Source organism: Rahnella selenatireducens, assembly GCF_046449555.1.
GTDB classification, from domain to species: Bacteria; Pseudomonadota; Gammaproteobacteria; order Enterobacterales; family Enterobacteriaceae; genus Rahnella; species Rahnella selenatireducens.
The window spans coordinates 488,057-504,918 of record NZ_JBKEZJ010000001.1 but is presented as its reverse complement, the minus strand read 5'-3'; the positions used below and the strand labels follow the sequence as shown (position 1 = coordinate 504,918).

At 52.0% G+C, this 16,862-nt stretch carries 17 protein-coding genes and 1 tRNA gene; 11 read left to right on the top strand and 7 right to left on the bottom strand.

Annotation, left to right across the window (positions count from 1 at the left end; all coding sequences use genetic code 11):
* The first annotated feature begins 7 nt into the window (after nt 1–7).
* Nucleotides 8–1,078: a DUF1176 domain-containing protein gene (locus ACLBVC_RS02470; protein WP_410147877.1), complete on the top strand. Its 1,071-nt coding sequence runs from the start codon at nt 8–10 to the stop codon at nt 1,076–1,078.
* A 79-nt stretch (nt 1,079–1,157) separates the two neighbouring features.
* On the opposite strand, the gene ybcJ is transcribed toward ACLBVC_RS02470, so the two are convergent.
* A complete protein-coding gene (gene ybcJ / locus ACLBVC_RS02465) occupies nt 1,158–1,376 on the bottom strand; it encodes a ribosome-associated protein YbcJ (RefSeq protein ID WP_152327959.1) in 219 nt (72 codons plus the stop codon).
* Between the two features lie 32 nt (nt 1,377–1,408).
* Nucleotides 1,409–2,281: a bifunctional methylenetetrahydrofolate dehydrogenase/methenyltetrahydrofolate cyclohydrolase FolD gene (gene folD / locus ACLBVC_RS02460; protein WP_195823599.1), complete on the bottom strand. Its 873-nt coding sequence runs from the start codon at nt 2,279–2,281 to the stop codon at nt 1,409–1,411.
* A 185-nt stretch (nt 2,282–2,466) separates the two neighbouring features.
* Here folD and ACLBVC_RS02455 point away from each other — a divergent pair, with 185 nt between their 5' ends.
* Nucleotides 2,467–3,384 (top strand): L-lactate dehydrogenase, encoded by a 918-nt coding sequence (locus tag ACLBVC_RS02455; RefSeq protein ID WP_410147875.1) that lies wholly within the window; start codon nt 2,467–2,469, stop codon nt 3,382–3,384.
* A 146-nt stretch (nt 3,385–3,530) separates the two neighbouring features.
* Nucleotides 3,531–3,607 (top strand) — tRNA-Arg (locus ACLBVC_RS02450).
* Between the two features lie 46 nt (nt 3,608–3,653).
* Here the strand turns inward: ACLBVC_RS02450 and ACLBVC_RS02445 are convergent.
* Nucleotides 3,654–4,613 (bottom strand): quinone oxidoreductase family protein, encoded by a 960-nt coding sequence (locus ACLBVC_RS02445; RefSeq protein ID WP_410147873.1) that lies wholly within the window; start codon nt 4,611–4,613, stop codon nt 3,654–3,656.
* Nucleotides 4,614–4,750: 137 nt separating this feature from the next.
* Between ACLBVC_RS02445 and ACLBVC_RS02440 the strand changes: the two genes are divergently transcribed.
* Complete coding sequence (locus tag ACLBVC_RS02440) at nt 4,751–5,641, top strand: LysR family transcriptional regulator (protein WP_410147872.1); 891 nt, start codon at nt 4,751–4,753, stop codon at nt 5,639–5,641.
* Nucleotides 5,642–5,658: 17 nt separating this feature from the next.
* Here the strand turns inward: ACLBVC_RS02440 and ACLBVC_RS02435 are convergent, their stop codons facing one another.
* The gene (locus tag ACLBVC_RS02435) at nt 5,659–5,994 is read right to left on the bottom strand and encodes a hypothetical protein (protein WP_410147871.1); all 336 of its coding nucleotides are present in this window, start codon (nt 5,992–5,994) and stop codon (nt 5,659–5,661) included.
* 322 nt (nt 5,995–6,316) lie between these two features.
* Here ACLBVC_RS02435 and ACLBVC_RS02430 point away from each other — a divergent pair, with 322 nt between their 5' ends.
* The 3 genes from ACLBVC_RS02430 to ACLBVC_RS02420 all read left to right on the top strand — a co-directional run bounded on the left by ACLBVC_RS02430 (nt 6,317) and on the right by ACLBVC_RS02420 (nt 9,034).
* Nucleotides 6,317–7,756 (top strand): sugar porter family MFS transporter, encoded by a 1,440-nt coding sequence (locus ACLBVC_RS02430; protein ID WP_410148082.1) that lies wholly within the window; start codon nt 6,317–6,319, stop codon nt 7,754–7,756.
* 33 nt (nt 7,757–7,789) lie between these two features.
* Nucleotides 7,790–8,344: a sugar O-acetyltransferase gene (locus ACLBVC_RS02425; RefSeq protein WP_410147870.1), complete on the top strand. Its 555-nt coding sequence runs from the start codon at nt 7,790–7,792 to the stop codon at nt 8,342–8,344.
* 294 nt (nt 8,345–8,638) lie between these two features.
* Nucleotides 8,639–9,034 (top strand): (R)-mandelonitrile lyase, encoded by a 396-nt coding sequence (locus ACLBVC_RS02420; RefSeq protein WP_410148080.1) that lies wholly within the window; start codon nt 8,639–8,641, stop codon nt 9,032–9,034.
* A gap of 64 nt (nt 9,035–9,098) precedes the next feature.
* On the opposite strand, the gene ACLBVC_RS02415 is transcribed toward ACLBVC_RS02420, so the two are convergent.
* Genes ACLBVC_RS02415 through ACLBVC_RS02405 form a run of 3 tightly spaced genes read right to left on the bottom strand, consistent with a single transcriptional unit; the run spans nt 9,099 to nt 11,824 of the window.
* Nucleotides 9,099–10,004, bottom strand: a complete 906-nt coding sequence (locus tag ACLBVC_RS02415; RefSeq protein WP_410147869.1) for a MurR/RpiR family transcriptional regulator — start codon at nt 10,002–10,004, stop codon at nt 9,099–9,101.
* Between the two features lie 57 nt (nt 10,005–10,061).
* On the bottom strand, nt 10,062–10,982 hold the full coding sequence (locus tag ACLBVC_RS02410; RefSeq protein ID WP_410147868.1) for a PstS family phosphate ABC transporter substrate-binding protein: 921 nt from the start codon (nt 10,980–10,982) through the stop codon (nt 10,062–10,064).
* Nucleotides 10,979–11,824 (bottom strand): substrate-binding domain-containing protein, encoded by an 846-nt coding sequence (locus ACLBVC_RS02405; RefSeq protein WP_410147867.1) that lies wholly within the window; start codon nt 11,822–11,824, stop codon nt 10,979–10,981. Before ACLBVC_RS02405 ends, ACLBVC_RS02410 begins: the two co-directional genes overlap by 4 nt.
* A gap of 518 nt (nt 11,825–12,342) precedes the next feature.
* Between ACLBVC_RS02405 and ACLBVC_RS02400 the strand changes: the two genes are divergently transcribed.
* The 4 genes from ACLBVC_RS02400 (at nt 12,343) to ACLBVC_RS02385 (ending at nt 16,824) form a co-directional block, all read left to right on the top strand.
* Nucleotides 12,343–14,529 (top strand): TonB-dependent siderophore receptor, encoded by a 2,187-nt coding sequence (locus tag ACLBVC_RS02400; RefSeq protein ID WP_410147865.1) that lies wholly within the window; start codon nt 12,343–12,345, stop codon nt 14,527–14,529.
* A 326-nt stretch (nt 14,530–14,855) separates the two neighbouring features.
* Entirely contained in the window at nt 14,856–15,839 is a 984-nt protein-coding gene (locus ACLBVC_RS02395; protein WP_410147863.1) for a diguanylate cyclase, read from the top strand.
* A 50-nt stretch (nt 15,840–15,889) separates the two neighbouring features.
* Nucleotides 15,890–16,255 carry a hypothetical protein gene (locus tag ACLBVC_RS02390; protein WP_410147861.1) on the top strand — a complete coding sequence of 122 codons (366 nt, stop codon included), beginning with the start codon at nt 15,890–15,892 and terminating at the stop codon, nt 16,253–16,255.
* A 50-nt stretch (nt 16,256–16,305) separates the two neighbouring features.
* The gene (locus ACLBVC_RS02385; protein WP_410147860.1) at nt 16,306–16,824 is read left to right on the top strand and encodes a cupin domain-containing protein; all 519 of its coding nucleotides are present in this window, start codon (nt 16,306–16,308) and stop codon (nt 16,822–16,824) included.
* Nucleotides 16,825–16,862 lie beyond the last annotated feature (38 nt).

Genomic DNA, 16,862 nt, shown 5'->3' with positions numbered 1-16,862 from the left:
ACTCATAATGAGCAGATGGATTACCGCCCCTTTATGCCTGCTGGCCGGAATGCTGGCTTTTAATGCACAGGCTGAGCCGACGCAGGCTATCTATAACGACTGGCAGGTCAGCTGCGACAATCTCAATCACTGCGTCGCACGAAATTCTCAGGACGGGCAGGAGCTGGTGATGAAAATTACCCGCGAAGCCGGGCCGGAAGGCAAATCGACTGTCAGCATTGATTACCAGCGCAACAGCGATGAACAGTCGGCTGAAGCGCCAATCGCCAGCCGTTTGCAGATGAATGGTAAAACGCTGAGCTTTAATCATCGCGAATGGGATGTCAGCAAAAAACACCTTTCTACCGGTAACCGTCTGGTGGTAAATGATTTTATTGCCGCTATCCGTGAAGGCAGCAGCATTCAGCTGGCCGGTAAAGCCGATACCGCGCAGCCGGTCAAGCCGGTTATTTCACTGAAAGGGCTGAAGGCCGCTTTGCTGGCAATTGATGCACAGCAGGGACGCGTAGGCTCGAAAACTGCCTGGGCGAACCGCGGAACGAAGCCGGTGAATGCCGTTCCGCCGATCCCGGCAACGCCGGTTCTGCCGCGTTTTAGCGAACCTCATGCGCTTTCTGACACTGAGATTTCGGCGATTACGCAGAATGCCGCGACTACCATTGAGAACAACGATTGCAGTCTCGACCCGTCGGAGCGCGAAGTGCATATTTTTGCACTCAGCAACGAGAAAGCGCTGATGACGGTGAACTGCGATATGGGCGCGTATAACCTTTACGCGCTGGGATTCCTGGTTTCGCGTCAGTCACCGTATAAAATGGACGATCTGGCGCTGACTCTGCCGTTCAAACTGGGTGAAGACGATCAGTCCCCGGAACTGATCAATGCTGATTTTGATCCTAAAACCGGATTGCTGACGACCTACGATAAAGGCCGTGGCGTCGGAGATTGCGGCGTCTCTTCCCGCTGGATATTCGATGGCAAAGCATTCCGCTTGGCCGCGTTTGCGTCAGAGCCAAGCTGTGACGGCTACAGCAGCGGCGGCGACTGGCCGGTGTTGTGGGTCACACAGGCTCCCTAGATAAAAAGCAGACATAAAAAATGCCCTGTCAGCATGAAGCTTGCAGGGCATTTTTTCGAAGCCGGATTGGGTCAGAAGATTATACTGACGCCTTCACCACGACTTTATTGCTGGCGAACTCAACGTTCTGGTCAGCAACGATTTTGCAGCGTTTACGGGTTTCGACTTTACCGTTGACCTTAACCTGGCCTTCAGCAATCACCGCTTTAGCGGTACCGCCGCTGTCACACCAGCCCATAAATTTGAGCAGGTCGCACAGTTCAACGTGCGGATGTTTTTCGAGAAAAAAAGTTTCCATGTGTTCCTGACTTTTTGCGTAGTGCTAATTGTTTAAGACTTATTGGCGCTGATGTCGTGATACTCCTCGCAAGCCTGCAAGGTATTCTGGATCAGCGTCGCGACCGTCATCGGGCCAACCCCGCCCGGCACCGGTGTGATAAAGGAAGCGCGCTCTGCGGCGGCATCATATTCCACATCGCCGACAACTTTACCACTTTCCAGACGGTTTATACCGACATCAATGACAATCGCGCCCGGTTTAATCCATTCGCCCGGAATAAAACCCGGTTTGCCGACGGCAACCACCACCAGATCGGCGTTTTCGACGTGATGTCGCAGATTTTTAGTGAAGCGGTGCGTAACCGTCGTGGTGCAGCCCGCCAGCAGTAATTCCATGCTCATCGGGCGGCCAACAATATTGGATGCGCCGATCACCACGGCGTTCAGCCCGAAAGTATCAACGCCATAACGTTCGAGCAGTGTCACGATACCGCGCGGCGTACAAGGGCGCAGCGTTGGCGCGCGCTGGCACAGACGGCCAACGTTGTACGGATGGAACCCGTCGACGTCTTTATCCGGATGAATGCGCTCGAGAACCTTGATGTTATCAATGCCCGCTGGCAGAGGAAGCTGAACCAGAATACCGTCGATTTCATTGTCGTTATTCAACTGATCGATTAGGCCAAGCAGTTCGCCTTCGGTGGTCGTCGCCGGTAAATCGTAAGAGCGGGAAATAAACCCGACTTCCTCGCAAGAACGGCGCTTGCTGGCGACATAAATCTGCGATGCCGGATTTTCACCGACAAGCACGACAGCCAGCCCGGGAGCTCGTTTCCCTTCCGCCAGTCGTTGTTGAACACGCGCCGCAACTTCGTTTCTGACTTGCTGCGCAATCGTTTTACCGTCAATAATCTTTGCTGCCATCAGGGAATAAATCCATCAATTAAAAAATGCAGGGGGATGCGCCTATTTTGTCAGAAGCGGCGGGCGCTGTCAGGCGTTGAATGCGAATAACTTGTTATCGGCGGGTGAGAATTTAACCTGAGACAGTGGCGAAAAAAGTGTCTATTTTAGATGTGACTCTTTTTAAATCATGAGGAAAGGAATAAATGACACGTAAAGTGGGAATCATCGGTGCTGGGCACGTGGGCGCTGACGTCGCGTTTTCATTGGTCACACAGGGCTTGTGCGACATCATTGTTCTGCTGGATGAAAATGAAAAGAAGGCTGCGAGCCAGTCGCTCGAACTGCGCGATATGGCTTCACTGACTGCTTCGCGCGTTCAGGTCATCGCTAACGATTACAGCGAATTGCATGACGCCGACGTGTTGGTCATCGCCGTCGGCCCTAAAACGCTGTTACGCGAAGACCGTCTGGAAGAGCTGGCTGAAACCCGTGCGGCAGTCCGTGAAGTCATTCCCCGTGTCATCGCCAGCGGTTTTGGCGGCGTTATTATCAATATCACCAACCCGTGCGACGTGATCACCCAGATTATTCAGCAAACCAGCGGCCTGCCGGACTCGCAGGTTTTCGGCACCGGCACGTCTCTGGATACCGCACGGATGAAACGCGTCGTCGGCGAGTTTTTCGGCTTTGACCCGAAAAGCGTCACGGGCTACGTGATGGGCGAACACGGTGAGTCGCAGTTTGTCGCCTGGAGCACCGTCACGCTCGGCGGACGTCCGGTCGCTGAACTGGCAGGCGATCGCGATGTTGACTGGGCAAAAATGGACGACGCCGTTCGCGGTGGCGGCTGGGAAATCCTGCAAGGGAAGGGCTGGACCAGCTTCGGCATCGCGACCGCGACGGCACGTCTGGTGGATGCCGTGCTATCCAATGCGCAGAGCGTATACCCGGTTTCCGCGTGGGATGAAGAACTTAGCGTGTATATCGGGCAACCAGCGGTGATCGGCAAAAACGGTATCGCACAAACTTTGCAACCCGAACTGACCGCCTACGAAGGCGTGGCGTACCACGCCTCCGCGCGCGTTATCACTGCTGCACTGAAATCTGAGCACGAAAAATAACCATCGCGGATGACATCGTCTTATCGGCATACCGGGAATAACTGTAAATTGTTCAGGCATTAAGCAGAGAGTTCGAAAGCCATTGACTCAACCCGGTCTGCCCGTATAATCCGAACCCGCAACGCTCCCAATTTGGGACAAGCAATGCGCCCTTAGCTCAGTTGGATAGAGCAACGGCCTTCTAAGCCGTAGGTCACAGGTTCGAGCCCTGTAGGGCGTACCATCCTTACTTGTTTTAACGTCTTCAAAAATCCGCTAAACAATTTCCTCTATGGTACCAATACAATCTTGCCGCTGAAGCTTCGGGTTTCCAGCAGGCGGTGCGCATCTGCGCCGGATGATAATGCGAACTGAGTGACCGGCGGAAGAACGACGCTGCCTGCTTTAATCAGGGCAAAAAGCCGGTCTGCGCGGCGCTGCCGCTCTTCGGCAGAGGTCAGATACGTCCAGAGATCGGCACCAAGTATGCCGTGAGAGCTGAGCTGGAGGCGGGACGGATTGAATTCAGCAAGCGCGCCGCCGGACATACCGAACAGCACTACGCGGCCGCCGTCTTTCAGGGAATCCAGACTTTGGGTAAGCGTTGTTCCTACGGAGTCGAATACTACATCGCAACCCGCGCTCTGCCACAAACGTACCTGCTCAGGCCAGGTGTCATAATTTGCAGCAGAATCTGCACCAAGCTCCAGACAAACTTTCTGCTTTTCCTGGCTTGATGCCACAGCAAAGGCGTGGATGCCCTGATGTTTTAGCATCTGAAGCAGTAAACGCCCGACGCCACCCGCGGCGGCCAGCACGGCGACGTTCATTCCGGCGCGCAAAGGCAGTACATCGTGAAGCAGATAATCGGCGGTCAGGCCTTGCAGCAAAACAGCAGCAGCATCGGTCTCGGACAGCCATTCAGGTAAGCGGATTGCGTGGTCGACCGGCACCCGGATATGGCTGGCGTGTGCCAGCGGGACATCAGCAAAACCAACGCGATCGCCAGTTTTCCAGCCTGTTACATTTTCCCCGACCGCAATGACCCGGCCTGCGCCTTCATAGCCCGCGATATACGGCGAAGTCCCGGCCAGTGGATAACGGCCCTGACGGCGGTAAATGTCGGCAAAATTCAGCCCTGCAGCGGCAACTGCAACCAGCAATTCTCCGGAAGCCGGAACAGGATCGGCAGCCTCGTGCATGTGCAAGACATCCGCTGAACCTGCATTTTCAAAAACCAGTGCTTTCATCGCCTTTCCTTAACTCAATTTTTGTGAATATTGCGGCGATTATCGTGAAGCCTGCACAGGAGATAAACAGAGGTCTGCTTTATTTATTCGATAATTAAAATTTATAATGGCTTACTTTACCTTCACAGAGCAGAGCAATGGATTACCTAAAATGCGTTGAATCCTTCATCACCGCGACGGAATCCGGCAGTTTTACGGCCGCTGCCGATAAACTCGGCATTACGCCCGCAATGGTCGGTAAGCACATCCAGATGCTGGAAAGCCGCACGGGCTGCGTGCTGATTAACCGGACGACCCGGCGTCAGGGACTAACGGAAGCAGGGCACCGTTTTTATCTTTACGGAGTGCAGATCCTCGCAACGATTGAAGATGCCGATTCTCTGGCTCGCCATCTTAACGAACAGGTGACGGGCATGCTGCGCATCAGTGCGCCAGTTGCTTTTGGTCAGCGTATCCTCACGCCAATATTGTCGAAATTTCTGCAACGCTATCCCGCCGTCAATGCCGATCTGGTTCTGAGCGACCGCCGGGTGGATATGATTGAAGAGCGTTTTCAGATAGCGATACGCATTGGTAATCTTCAGGACGAAGGTTATGTCGCCGTTCCTTTACCGCCTTATGAGATGGTGCTGGCAGCATCGCCGTCGTATCTGGACACTCACGGAACACCGGCAACGCCCGCTGATTTAGGCCGACATAATTGTGTCAGTTTCAGCCAGTGGCGCTCTGCTCACCGCTGGCAACTTCTGGGGCCGGAGGGGCAGATTGATGTAGATATCGTCCCGCGCCTTACCGTGGATTCCGGTGAAGCTATCCGTCAGGCCGCGTTATCTGGTCTGGGCGTAGTTATGCATTCCTGCGTGACGCTGCAAGATGATATCGATGCCGGACGGTTGCACCGCGTTTTGCCTGATTTCGCACCGGTTTCCAGACCAATGCATTTACTCCGTTTGCCAATAAGGCCTGCTGCTACCGTGGTTTCATCCTTCTTCGAGTATTTTATGCAGGAATTAATCCCGCAGTCCTGAACGCCTGCTGCTGGCAATCACATCATCGGGTAAGTTATCTTTTTCTTCACTTTCCCCAGCTTGTCGCTGGCTTTTTCTGATAATTCAAACAGCACCGGCAAGATATGCGCCGAGGCTTTCAGGTACGCACTGACCTGCAAAATGCCTTCCGGCGGTAACATCTCTGCGTTTTCCAGTCCTTCACTCAGGCACAACAAACCCTGACACAAACCTTCTGCTGACTCGGACGCCAGTGCGCTCAGATCGTAAAGCTGCCCCTCGTTAAAATTCCCCAGATCCAGCCCGGCAACCAGCGAGCGAAAAACGGTGACTGAGTTTTGCTGAAATGCTGTGCCGCTTTCGAAATTCATCATGATGTTTATCCCGCGTCAGTAAAATTGAAGTAGCCTTTCGGGCCGCCTTTAATCGGGTTGACTCTATTCCTGACCGGATAATAAAGAAATGGGCTGTATGTATTTACAGTACTTTTAATTCAAATCTGGAAAGTGCCTCGCAAATCTTGAGGGTACGGTTGACACGTTTACTTGCTGCGATTGCTGCGGGCTGGTGATCTTGATCACAAAAAATCCGGCGCAGCACGATTGTGTATATATGTACCCGTCCTGCTCTCACTGCTGGGGTGAGTTGTGCTTATCGTGAAGACCAGATTTATTTTTTTCTGATGTCCGTCGCTGTATTTCCTTCTATCCGGAGAAAAAAATGTCGTCATCCGATGTAGTAAAACTCACTGAAAATCCGCTAAAAAATACCAAAATGATGAACCTCTTTGTGTCTTTCGCGGCGGCGATGGCCGGGCTGTTGTTCGGTCTTGATATCGGTGTAATTTCTGGTGCGCTTCCCTTTATTACTGACCATTTCGTCCTTACCAGCCGGCAGCAGGAATGGGTTGTCAGCATAATGATGCTCGGCGCGGCTTTCGGGGCGCTTGCCAATGGCTGGCTCTCTTTCCGGCTGGGGCGCAAATACAGCCTGATGGCCGCGGCATTTTTGTTTGTTCTCGGTTCGCTTGGCTCAGCGTTTGCTTCGAGTGTTGAAATTCTGATGGTTTCTCGTCTGATCCTCGGATTTGCAGTTGGCATAGCCTCTTATACTGCACCTCTGTATCTCTCAGAAATGGCATCAGAAACTATTCGCGGAAAAATGATTGCGATGTATCAGCTGATGGTGACTCTCGGTATTTTAGTGGCCTTTTTGTCTGATACAGCATTTAGCGCAAGCGGTGACTGGCGTGCCATGCTGGGGGTTCTGGCGATCCCCGCATTAATTCTGATGCTGGCGGTCTGCTTTTTACCCAACAGCCCGCGCTGGCTGGCAGCGAAAGGTCAGCATATTGAAGCGGAACGTGTGCTGCGGATGTTGCGTGATACCTCAGAAAAGGCTCGTCAGGAGCTGAATGAAATCCGTGAGAGTCTGAAGTTAAAACAAGGTGGCTGGAATTTATTCAAGGCTAACACCAATGTGCGTCGGGCGGTGTATCTTGGCATGTTGTTGCAGGCCATGCAGCAATTTACCGGCATGAATATCATCATGTATTACGCGCCGAAAATTTTTAATCTGGCCGGATTTACAAGCACGCGGGCACAGATGATTGCCACGATTATTGTCGGCCTGACGTTTGTGCTGGCGACTTTTATTGCCATCGGCATGGTTGATAAAGCCGGGCGTAAACCTGCGCTGAAAATAGGTTTCAGCGTGATAGCGCTCGGGACGCTGGTGCTGGGATATTGCCTTCAGCAGTTTAATCACGGAACGGCGGGAGCCGGGCTTTCCTGGCTATCGGTGGGGATGACGATGATGTGTATCGCCGGGTACGCCATGAGTGCTGCGCCGGTGGTGTGGATCCTTTGTTCTGAAATTCAGCCCCTCAAAAGCCGCGACTTTGGGATCACCTGCTCAACGACCACCAACTGGATTTCCAACATGATTATCGGTGCGACGTTCCTGACGCTGATGGACAATATTGGCGCCGCCGGAACATTCTGGCTTTACACCGCGCTGAATCTCGCTTTTGTTGTGATTACTTTTATTCTCATTCCTGAAACGAAAAACGTAACGCTTGAACAGATTGAAAGAAATCTGATGGCAGGGAAAAAACTGCGGGATATCGGGCAGTAAGCCGGTTAAAAAATTTTGAACAGGGAGAAGATTATGTCTGCGCTGACGAACATGGTTAACGGTCTGGATTATCCAATTAATGATGAAGAACTTATTGAAATCCGCTACCAGACGCGGGACAAAGTGGACGATTTTAATGCACTCGGTGCACGTCAGGTGGCTGAGAAAGACAGCCTGATCGGAAAAATATTCGGTCAGGTTGGGAATAACGTTCATTTTGAAAAAGGCATGCGCATCGATTACGGTATTAATACAACGATCGGGGACAACGTTTTTATCAATTTCAATTTTGTCCTGCTCGATTGCGCGCCGGTGTGTATTGGGAATAACGTTTTTATCGGGCCGGACGTGCAAATTTATACCGCTCAACATCCGCTGGATATTGATTTACGCAGGGAACATATCGGGAGCGCGCAGCCGGTCACAATCGGTGATGATGTCTGGATTGGCGGAGGGTGCATCGTTCTGCCGGGCGTCACTATCGGAGCGGGAAGTACAATTGGTGCTGGCAGCGTGGTGACTCGTTCTATTCCACAGGGCGTTATTGCCTGTGGTAATCCGTGCCGGGTAGTTCGTCGGGTAGATTAATTGTGTTAAAGAAATTCCTAAGTCAAATTTCAGTGCTAAAAACATAAAAAAGCCCGCTCCAGGCGGGCCGCAAATGCGAAAAATACAATATTTCTTAAAGTCCGCAAAGGATGAATGAAATTCTAATAAAAATCAATAAATTATCAATTTTTCTAATATTGCATCAGCCGTACCTTGTGTTTTATTTATGAATCCTGCTCATAACTCCTTTCATATTTTGTCATCTAGTCGTTTAAACGGAATGTCTGTACCTTTTATCAGAACGAGAAAACGGAGAATAAAATGTCTGACAAAATGAGAATTACCAAAAGCGGTTCTGTTCCTTCGCAGAATGGCCCGGAAAGCTATTTTACCGGCAAAGTGCGCATCGATGCGCCGTTCAGCGGTACTGAATCTGCGCGTGTTGGCGGCGCAACCGTGACGTTTGAACCGGGCGCGCGCACGGCATGGCACACGCATCCGCTGGGCCAGACGCTGGTCATCACTCACGGTCGTGGGTGGTTGCAGGAAGAGGGCGGTGAAATTCGCGAAATGAATGTCGGCGATATCGTGTGGATCCCTGAAGGGGTTAAACACTGGCACGGCGCGACGCCGGAAAATGCAATGACCCACATTGCGATTGCCGAATCTCTTAACGGCAGCCCGGTTGAGTGGCTGGAAAAAGTGACAGACGCTCAGTATCAGAGGTGATTTTTAGGCATCTGAAATGAACGCGATCCTGTCCGGTTGTGCCGGACGGGATTTCTGCGTTTTTTCATCCGCGCGGATTTTTGCGGGGCTTGGTCATGGAATTACTCAGCTCATATAGCCGGTTCATGGTCTGAAGCGGGACTTTTGGTGACGAGGCGGCCAGCGCCAGCACCAGAATTTCAAGGCAAATGACAGGCGTGCCGTGGACGGGAATTTTTTCCGCATCAGCGCTGCGCGGGATAAAAACCACGCAATCCGCTTCTTTAATAAAAACGGATTCCGCCGAGCCGGTCAGTAAAATCGTTGAAATCCCCAGACGTCTGGCTTCGGCCAGCGTTGTGACACCTTCCCGATGGGCGCTTCGTTGCGCCATCATAATCAGCACATCGCCCGGACGCATGCCGATCAGTTGCTCGCTGAGCGACGCGCCCGTACGGTTAAGCACATACGCGGGCGTCCCGTTACGGTTGAACAAACGGGCAGTATATTCCGCCAGCAGCGAGGAAGCCCCGATGCCAAAAATGGCTATCCGGTCGGCGGCCTGCAACAACGCGTTGGCACGCGAAAGCGCCAGCCGGTTCTTCTCCTCCGACAGCATCTGGCAGGTATATAGGTAGCCGTCGAGCACGAAATCAATGCTCGAATTGGTATCCGGCGTCAGGGAACTCACCGTTGTTGCCATTTTTGCCGATGACGTCAGCGTCTCCCCGAGATAACTGGCCAGCACATTTTTCAGATCGCGCAGGCCGGAGAATCCCAGCGCCTGAATGGCACGCACGACCGTAGCATCCGAGCTTTGGGTATCCGCTGCGATTTCCATGGCGGTTTTATCCAGCACTGCGCCCCGGTGAGTATGAATATATTGCGCGACGGCAAAAAGGCGCGGCGATAACTGGTTTTTACGCAGGCGGAAACGTTCGCCGTAGAGATCCGGGCCGGAGCGGTTGGGTTTAGTCTTCGGGTTTTTCACAGTTGTGCCTGTTCATTCACATTGCTGCCATTTTTTACAGTGTACTTCGGGAGCGACTTACAGGCTTGCCAGTCTTTGCCGCTGATGAGCCAGCATTGACGGTTCAAGCGGCACGTATCCTTCCGGGCTGTGAGTTTGTGCGGCCACAATAGCTTGTCCGGCATCAGACAGCGCCATTTCCAGCCAGGCTTTAACCAGCGGATCCAGCGTGGCTCCCGGCGGCAAGTCAAAGAAGAGCGAAACATAGCTTGAAAGCGGATAGTTCCCCTGCGCCACATTGACTAAATCCGGCGAATAAAATTCGGTGTTTGCTTCTGAGGCCAGCGGCAAAATACGCACGTCGTCAGAGAACAGTGCCGCGTTGCACCAGCCCAGACAGCCCGCCCCGAACGGGTCTTGCGCGACGGCTTCAATCACGGCGCGGCGATCGGCGAGACCTTCATAATGCGCAGGATAGTGATGCCCGGCCAGATGTGCGTGCCGGAATGCGGTGGCGTATTTCCCGTTATCCCGCAGGCCATAAAGATGAATGCGCCGGTTGTGCCATTTGCCTTCCAGCCCCAGTTGTTGCCAGTCAGTGATATCTCCGCTGCTATGCCCTGAAGAGAAAACCGAGGCCAGCTGCGCCATGGTCAGCCCCGGTAAAGGATTATCGCGGTGAACATAAATCGCAGGCGGACTTTTGGCTTCCGGACGCGGCCCGTGGCCGGTATATCCGACATGAATTTCCGTTGGTCGGTAGCCTTTTACGCGCTCAAAAGCCGCCAGTTCATGAGGCCACGGCGCGCGTGACATCGGTGCCAGCCAGCTGGCATCAGCCGCCAGTGCCATAATCGCCGTGGACGAGCCTTCCAGCGTGCAATCGAAAGAAATTGCCGGATTCGCTTCGCAAAAAAGTGCGCACCACGGAAGAACCAGAGAAGCCATGCCGTCATTTCCGACAACCGGCAGCGGGAGATTTACTGTCTTTGAATTCATGAATGCACCGCGATTATTGCACGCTGCTGAGCGAGTTCAGCAGGTTCCAGAGGCAGACAGGTTGTATCTGCGATAATTGCCTGACCTTTATCGGAAAGCAGGAAACCGGCCAGTTTATGTGCGTCGGGGCCTTCACCGGCGGGCAGATAAAGATGCAGAAAACGGGAAAGCGGGTCGCGCGCCTGACCGCTCAGAGGCACTTTACGTAAAAGCGGATGTTCTCCTGCGGTGTCAGCAATGCCAATGCCGTCTGGCGTACTCTCAAGCCGCGCCAGAAGCGTGGCTGAATCCGGCACATATTCAGTCCGCGCAGTCAGCTCACGTCCGGCAAATAAATGCTTTTGTATGAACACCTGAAGGGCGCTGTCCTCCGGCAGGCTCAGCGGCAGAATACTGGCATCGTGAGAAAACGATAGGAGTTGTCCCCAGCTCGAAAAATCACCTTGTGCATTTCCGCGCGTGAAAATCTGTGAAAGCTGGGTCACCGAAATTTCACTCAGCGGATTACTGTGATGCACGTACACGGCTGGCGTTGCCGGACTGACCGCAAGCTTCACAGAAAACGGTGCTGAGCCGCGCTGCTTTTTATACGGCACGAACTCCGTGGGCGTAATTTCTCTATCAATCAGCGCCATCGTGGCACGACGGTTAATCAGAAAGGCAAACGCGGCATCGTCATGGCAAAAAGTGGCAGCGACCGGAATATCAGGGTGAGCGCGACGGAATGCAGTAATGATTTTATCAACCAGCGGCGCGAGTTCTGGCTTGGCGGTAATTCTGATAACGCTTTTCTTTTCAGTGGTGTACTGCGCTGGAGCGGGCAGGGAGCTGTCCGGGTTCAATCTGTTATTCCTTCTGGCTGAGTCTTTAAAACTTGCGCGGATCGTGTGGAACTCTTCCCAATACTTTATGAGAAGAATTATCATTATCTTTTAAGAATCATGATGAAGTACGTAACTGTAGTAGTCAACGCTACGAAGGTGTGCCGGATAATCAGGGCTTCCCCGGGCGGGTTCTGCAGAACAGATTATGAAAATAATATATTTAATTTCAGAGGGATATAAAAAATAAAATCCCGGTTTTTACCCCGCAGGACTTCTCTTTTTTCCACTTCAAAGCCTGACGTTTACTACTACAGTATCGTGTGATGGAATGATAATCATTCTAATTTAGTGAGCCTTTTGATTACTGCAACATTGAGCGGGAACTGGCCAGCGGCACACGGTATTTCGCGCAATAACCTAATAACGCATCAGGTTTTTTCCTGAGAAAGTCGGCGCGGATGTGCTGACAGAATAATAAAAGCCGGCCTGAAATTAATTTTGATTTAAATACTTTTACGGATGTTTTTGGGGATTGTATGAACTTCAACAAAATGAAAAAAAATGCGCTGGCTCTGTGTATTGCCTGCGTTCCTATTTTATTTCCTGTAAGGGAAAGTCTGGCTGAAACACTTTCGGGCGAATATAGCGGTAATTACCCTGAAAAAAGTAGTGATAATAAAAATCAGCCGAAAGACGATACCATTGAAGTTAACGGAATCTCTTACAGCGAACCTTCAGGATATATTCCCGGCTATGCCGACGTAGGGGCTTATCAGGGACGCAATATGATGGATGTTCCCGCGTCAGTCAGCGTCGTTTCCAAAGATATTATTCATGCGCAGCAGGGCACCGGCTTATTTGACGCTTTGCGAAATGTGGCGGGTATTGTTCGACAGCAACAAAGCGGAATTGCTTACGACCAGCTTTCCGTTCGCGGTATTAATCTGGATAACCGCTCAAGTTATATGTTTAACGGCGTTCTGCCTTTTGATAATAACCTGCCGATCCCGATGGAAGATAAAGAGCGGATGGAAGTGCTGAAAGGCGCATCGGCACTTTATTATGGTTTTGTCGCGCCCGGCGGCGTGGTGAATATGGTGACCAAACGGGCAGGGCAGCAGCCTGTCAGAGCGGTAACTTTTTCGACCGATGATAATGGCTCGTCCCTCGCGCACGTCGATCTGGCGGATCGCTTTGGTGAAGAGAAGAATTTTGGCGTCCGCATCAATGCCGTCACCAATAATATCCATACGCCGATAGACGACGATAATGGTAACCGCCGGATGTTCAGTGCAGCGCTGGACTGGCAGGCGACGGACCGGCTTTTGCTCAAATATGACTATGAATCAATCCGCGCGCGCATTACCGAGCAGGCAGCAATCGCCACGCCGACCGCCGTTAACGGCGTCATGACCATTCCTTCGATACCTGATCCGAAAAAGTTGTTATCGATGAAAGGAAAAGACACACATTCCTCAGCAGAAACTCACTTACTTCAGGCTGAATATGCCCTGACCGATAACTGGACGGGTAAAGTCAGCGCCGGGCAATCGCGTACCAAGCGTGACCGCTGGTTGTGGGTATTTGATAATTACAATGCGCAGACCGGCGAGGGAGAGGTTTATGGTGCCGATCAGCCTGGCCAGGATTATCTGAACCAGAACGTCCGGGCGGAAATTAAAGGCACGTTTGATACCGGTTCCCTTGAGCATGAACTGTTGTTTGGCGGCAGCCAGAACCGCCTTTACCAGCCGAGTTTTGAGACCTACATGTATTCTGCTGCGCAGAATATATATGACCCGGTGACCATTACATCGCTGACGCGCGCGGCTAAAAACAGCAAAAAAACGCTGACTGACCGCAGCTTTAAAGAACAGACTATCCGCGACGGCGGCCTGTTCCTGCAAGATTGGATCACGCTCAACGATCAGTGGCAGGTGACCGGTGCTGTACGTTACGGGCGCTATACCAGCCAGCAGCTTGATGCGGCTTCCGAAGATGTTCACGCGGTTACGCCAGCCGTCAGTGTACTTTATAAAGTCACGCCGGATATCAGCCTGTACGCCAGTTATGTGGAAGGTCTGGAATCGGCGGGAACGGCACCGTCTACCGCGGCTAACGCTGGGGAATCCCTGAAAGCGGCGGTCAGCAAACAGAAGGAAGTGGGGATCCGGACAAGGGTTTACGGCGGACTTTATGCGTCAGCAGCTTATTTCGAGCTGAAACAACCGTCTGCCAGTACCGGCGATGATCTGATTTACTCCCTGAATGGCGAAGCACGATTCCGCGGTGGAGAATTCTCGCTTCAGGGCGACATCACGGAATATACGTCCGTGATGGGTTCTGTCATGTTGCTGAGTGCGGAAGTCACCTCAACAACTAATGACAAGCTGCTGGGTAAAACGCCGGAAAATACACCGAAAAAGGTGGCGAATATATTCATTAACCACAAGCTGGATTTCATCGACGGGCTGGCTATTAACGGTGGCGCATATTATGTCGGATCACGGCCGATTAATGCCCAGAATCAGGCGTTTGTGGCCGGTTATACGACGTATAACGTAGGCGCGAGTTACACCACAAAACTGGCGGGAACCAAGGCCACGTTCCAGGCAACCTTGAATAATGTGACCGACAAACGCTACTGGAGTGCGGCAGGCAGCGGCCAGCTGGCGGTCGGGATGCCAAGAACGTTACTACTTTCCTCGACATTCGAATTTTAACATTACGTGCAATTCAGTACGGGCGGCAAATAAGCCGTCCGTTTTAACATTTGCCTTCTCACCTTAGTAAAAATTCCGCGCGCAGCATTTCGTTTTCATCTTTTTATCCCAAATTATCCGGTTATTCGCTGAGCCGTTTTATTTAAGCTAAAAAAACCTCGTTGTTCGGCTCATTAAAACCGGTGCTTTCAGTAGCTCTGTGATATCCAACTCGACTACTATAAATAAAAATCAATCATAGAGTCTTTTCTGGTATGGCATATTTTTCTACAGATGAAAGTCTCGTTCGTGAGCGTTCTGATCGTTTCTTACGACGAATGTACTTAATGCGCATACTGGGCACTTTTCTCTGTTTTTTCCCCATTGCCTCGGTGCTTTTAGAACGTGAAGTATCCTGGATCCCGCTGGGTTTTCTGGTGCTGAATGCGTTTGTCTGGCCGCACGCAGCGATGCTAATTTCCCGCCGCTCCAAACATCCTAATCAGGCTGAGTTCAGAAATCTGGCGTTCGACGCCATTGCCGGTGGCGCGTGGGTTGCGCTGATGGGCGTGTGTCCGCTGCCTTCTGCGATTATTACGTCTATTCTGGTTGCCGACCGGTTTTCTGCCGGTGGCTGGCAATTACTGCGCCGCGCCGCGCTGTTTTACTGTGCCGGATTTATCCTGTGCTGGCCGCTTTCCGGGATGAGCCTTTATACCGAAGTGAGCGACCGGACGTTGTGGCTGACGCTACCGCTTTCCACGATTTACATTGTTGCGTTCAGCGCTGCCAATTATTCCATTTCCCGAAAACTGCGCGATAAGCAGCACGAACTGGAAAAATCGGCGTTGATGGATCCTTTTCTCGGCCTGCCGAACCGGCGTTTACTCGATCGCCGCCTGATGCTGGAATTTGAACGTTCAAAGCAGGATCTGGCCTGTCTGATGGTGCTGGGTGTCGATGATTTGAAAATGGTGAATGACCTGTTCGGACGCGAAGCAGGCGATTACGTTTTACGATCGGTATCGACTATTTTGCGTAAGGAAACGGCTGAGCACGATTTCCCGGCCATACTGGGCGGTGACGAGTTTGTGGTGATACTGCCAGGTATTTCTGAAGAAGAAGCGTATGCGGTCGGTTACCGGCTTCTGCTGAAAACCTCGGAAATCCGTCTGTCTCAGGATTCTGGTTTCCAGTGTTCATTGAGCATTGGCGTTGCGACATCCAGAAATCATGAGAATTACAATCAGTGGCTGGCCGCCGCCGAACGGGCATTGGTGAGTGTGAAAAAGAATGGCAAAAACAGCATTGGCAGCGCGGGCAGGGCTTAGGCCGTTGTTCATCTACACTGAATAGAATGGAAGATGTCTCGGGATAAATAATGAAAAATATCAAAATAATGATGGTAGCAGCAGTGGCAGCAGCGACTTTACTGGCAGGATGCTCATCGATTGATGAACCCGTAGGCGCGGAAGTTTACCGGCCTGCAAACTTTGATGCCTCTTTTGCACAGGGGCAGGCGAGCTATGCGTCTTCCGTGTTTTCCATTCTGGAACGTCAGCGCCGTGCCGATACCTATAAAAAGATTTTCGATTTTTGCACCGGAAAATTCCAGACGCTGGGTGAAAGCAATGACGGTGACCGGGTACATATAAGATTTGCGTGCCTGCCGAAACCGGCGACGCAAAGCACCTATTCCAACCAAAGCACCTATTCGACACAACAGAAATCCCCGTCGCTGTACTGAGGCTGGCTGAGTGAAACGGATGCAGCGACCGGCGGGAAACGGAGTCAACGATGAATAAGGAAAGACCTGACTTTATCGCCAACTGGCGAGAGCTCGAAGGGGCGGACGACAGCAGTTATCCGGGCGATAATGAACTGATGTCGATTGGTGCACCGCTCGGCAAAGCGCTGGGGCTGACGCGTATCGGCATTCATCATGAACGCTTGCTGCCGGGGCGACGTACCTGTTACGCACATGCCGAAAGTTCTGAAGATGAGTTTGTTTATGTGCTGGAAGGCCAGCCGGACGCGTGGATAAATGGCCACCTGCACCGGCTCAAACCCGGCGACGCGGTGGCATTTCCCCACGGCACCGGCATCTGCCATACCTTCATCAATAACAGTGAAGATGAAGTGCGTCTGCTGGTCGTTGGCGAAGCGAATAAGCCGGAAAACCGCATTTATTATCCGCTGGATCAGGAATATGAAGCGACGCGTAAAGATCGCTGGCTGAACGTGCCGGAACAGGCGTTCGGTGACCACGACGGGATTTCAGATTCCCTGAGGGAAGCAAACAAAAAGCCGGTGTAAAAACCGGCTTTTCGGGATTCATTCATGAAATTGAAGAA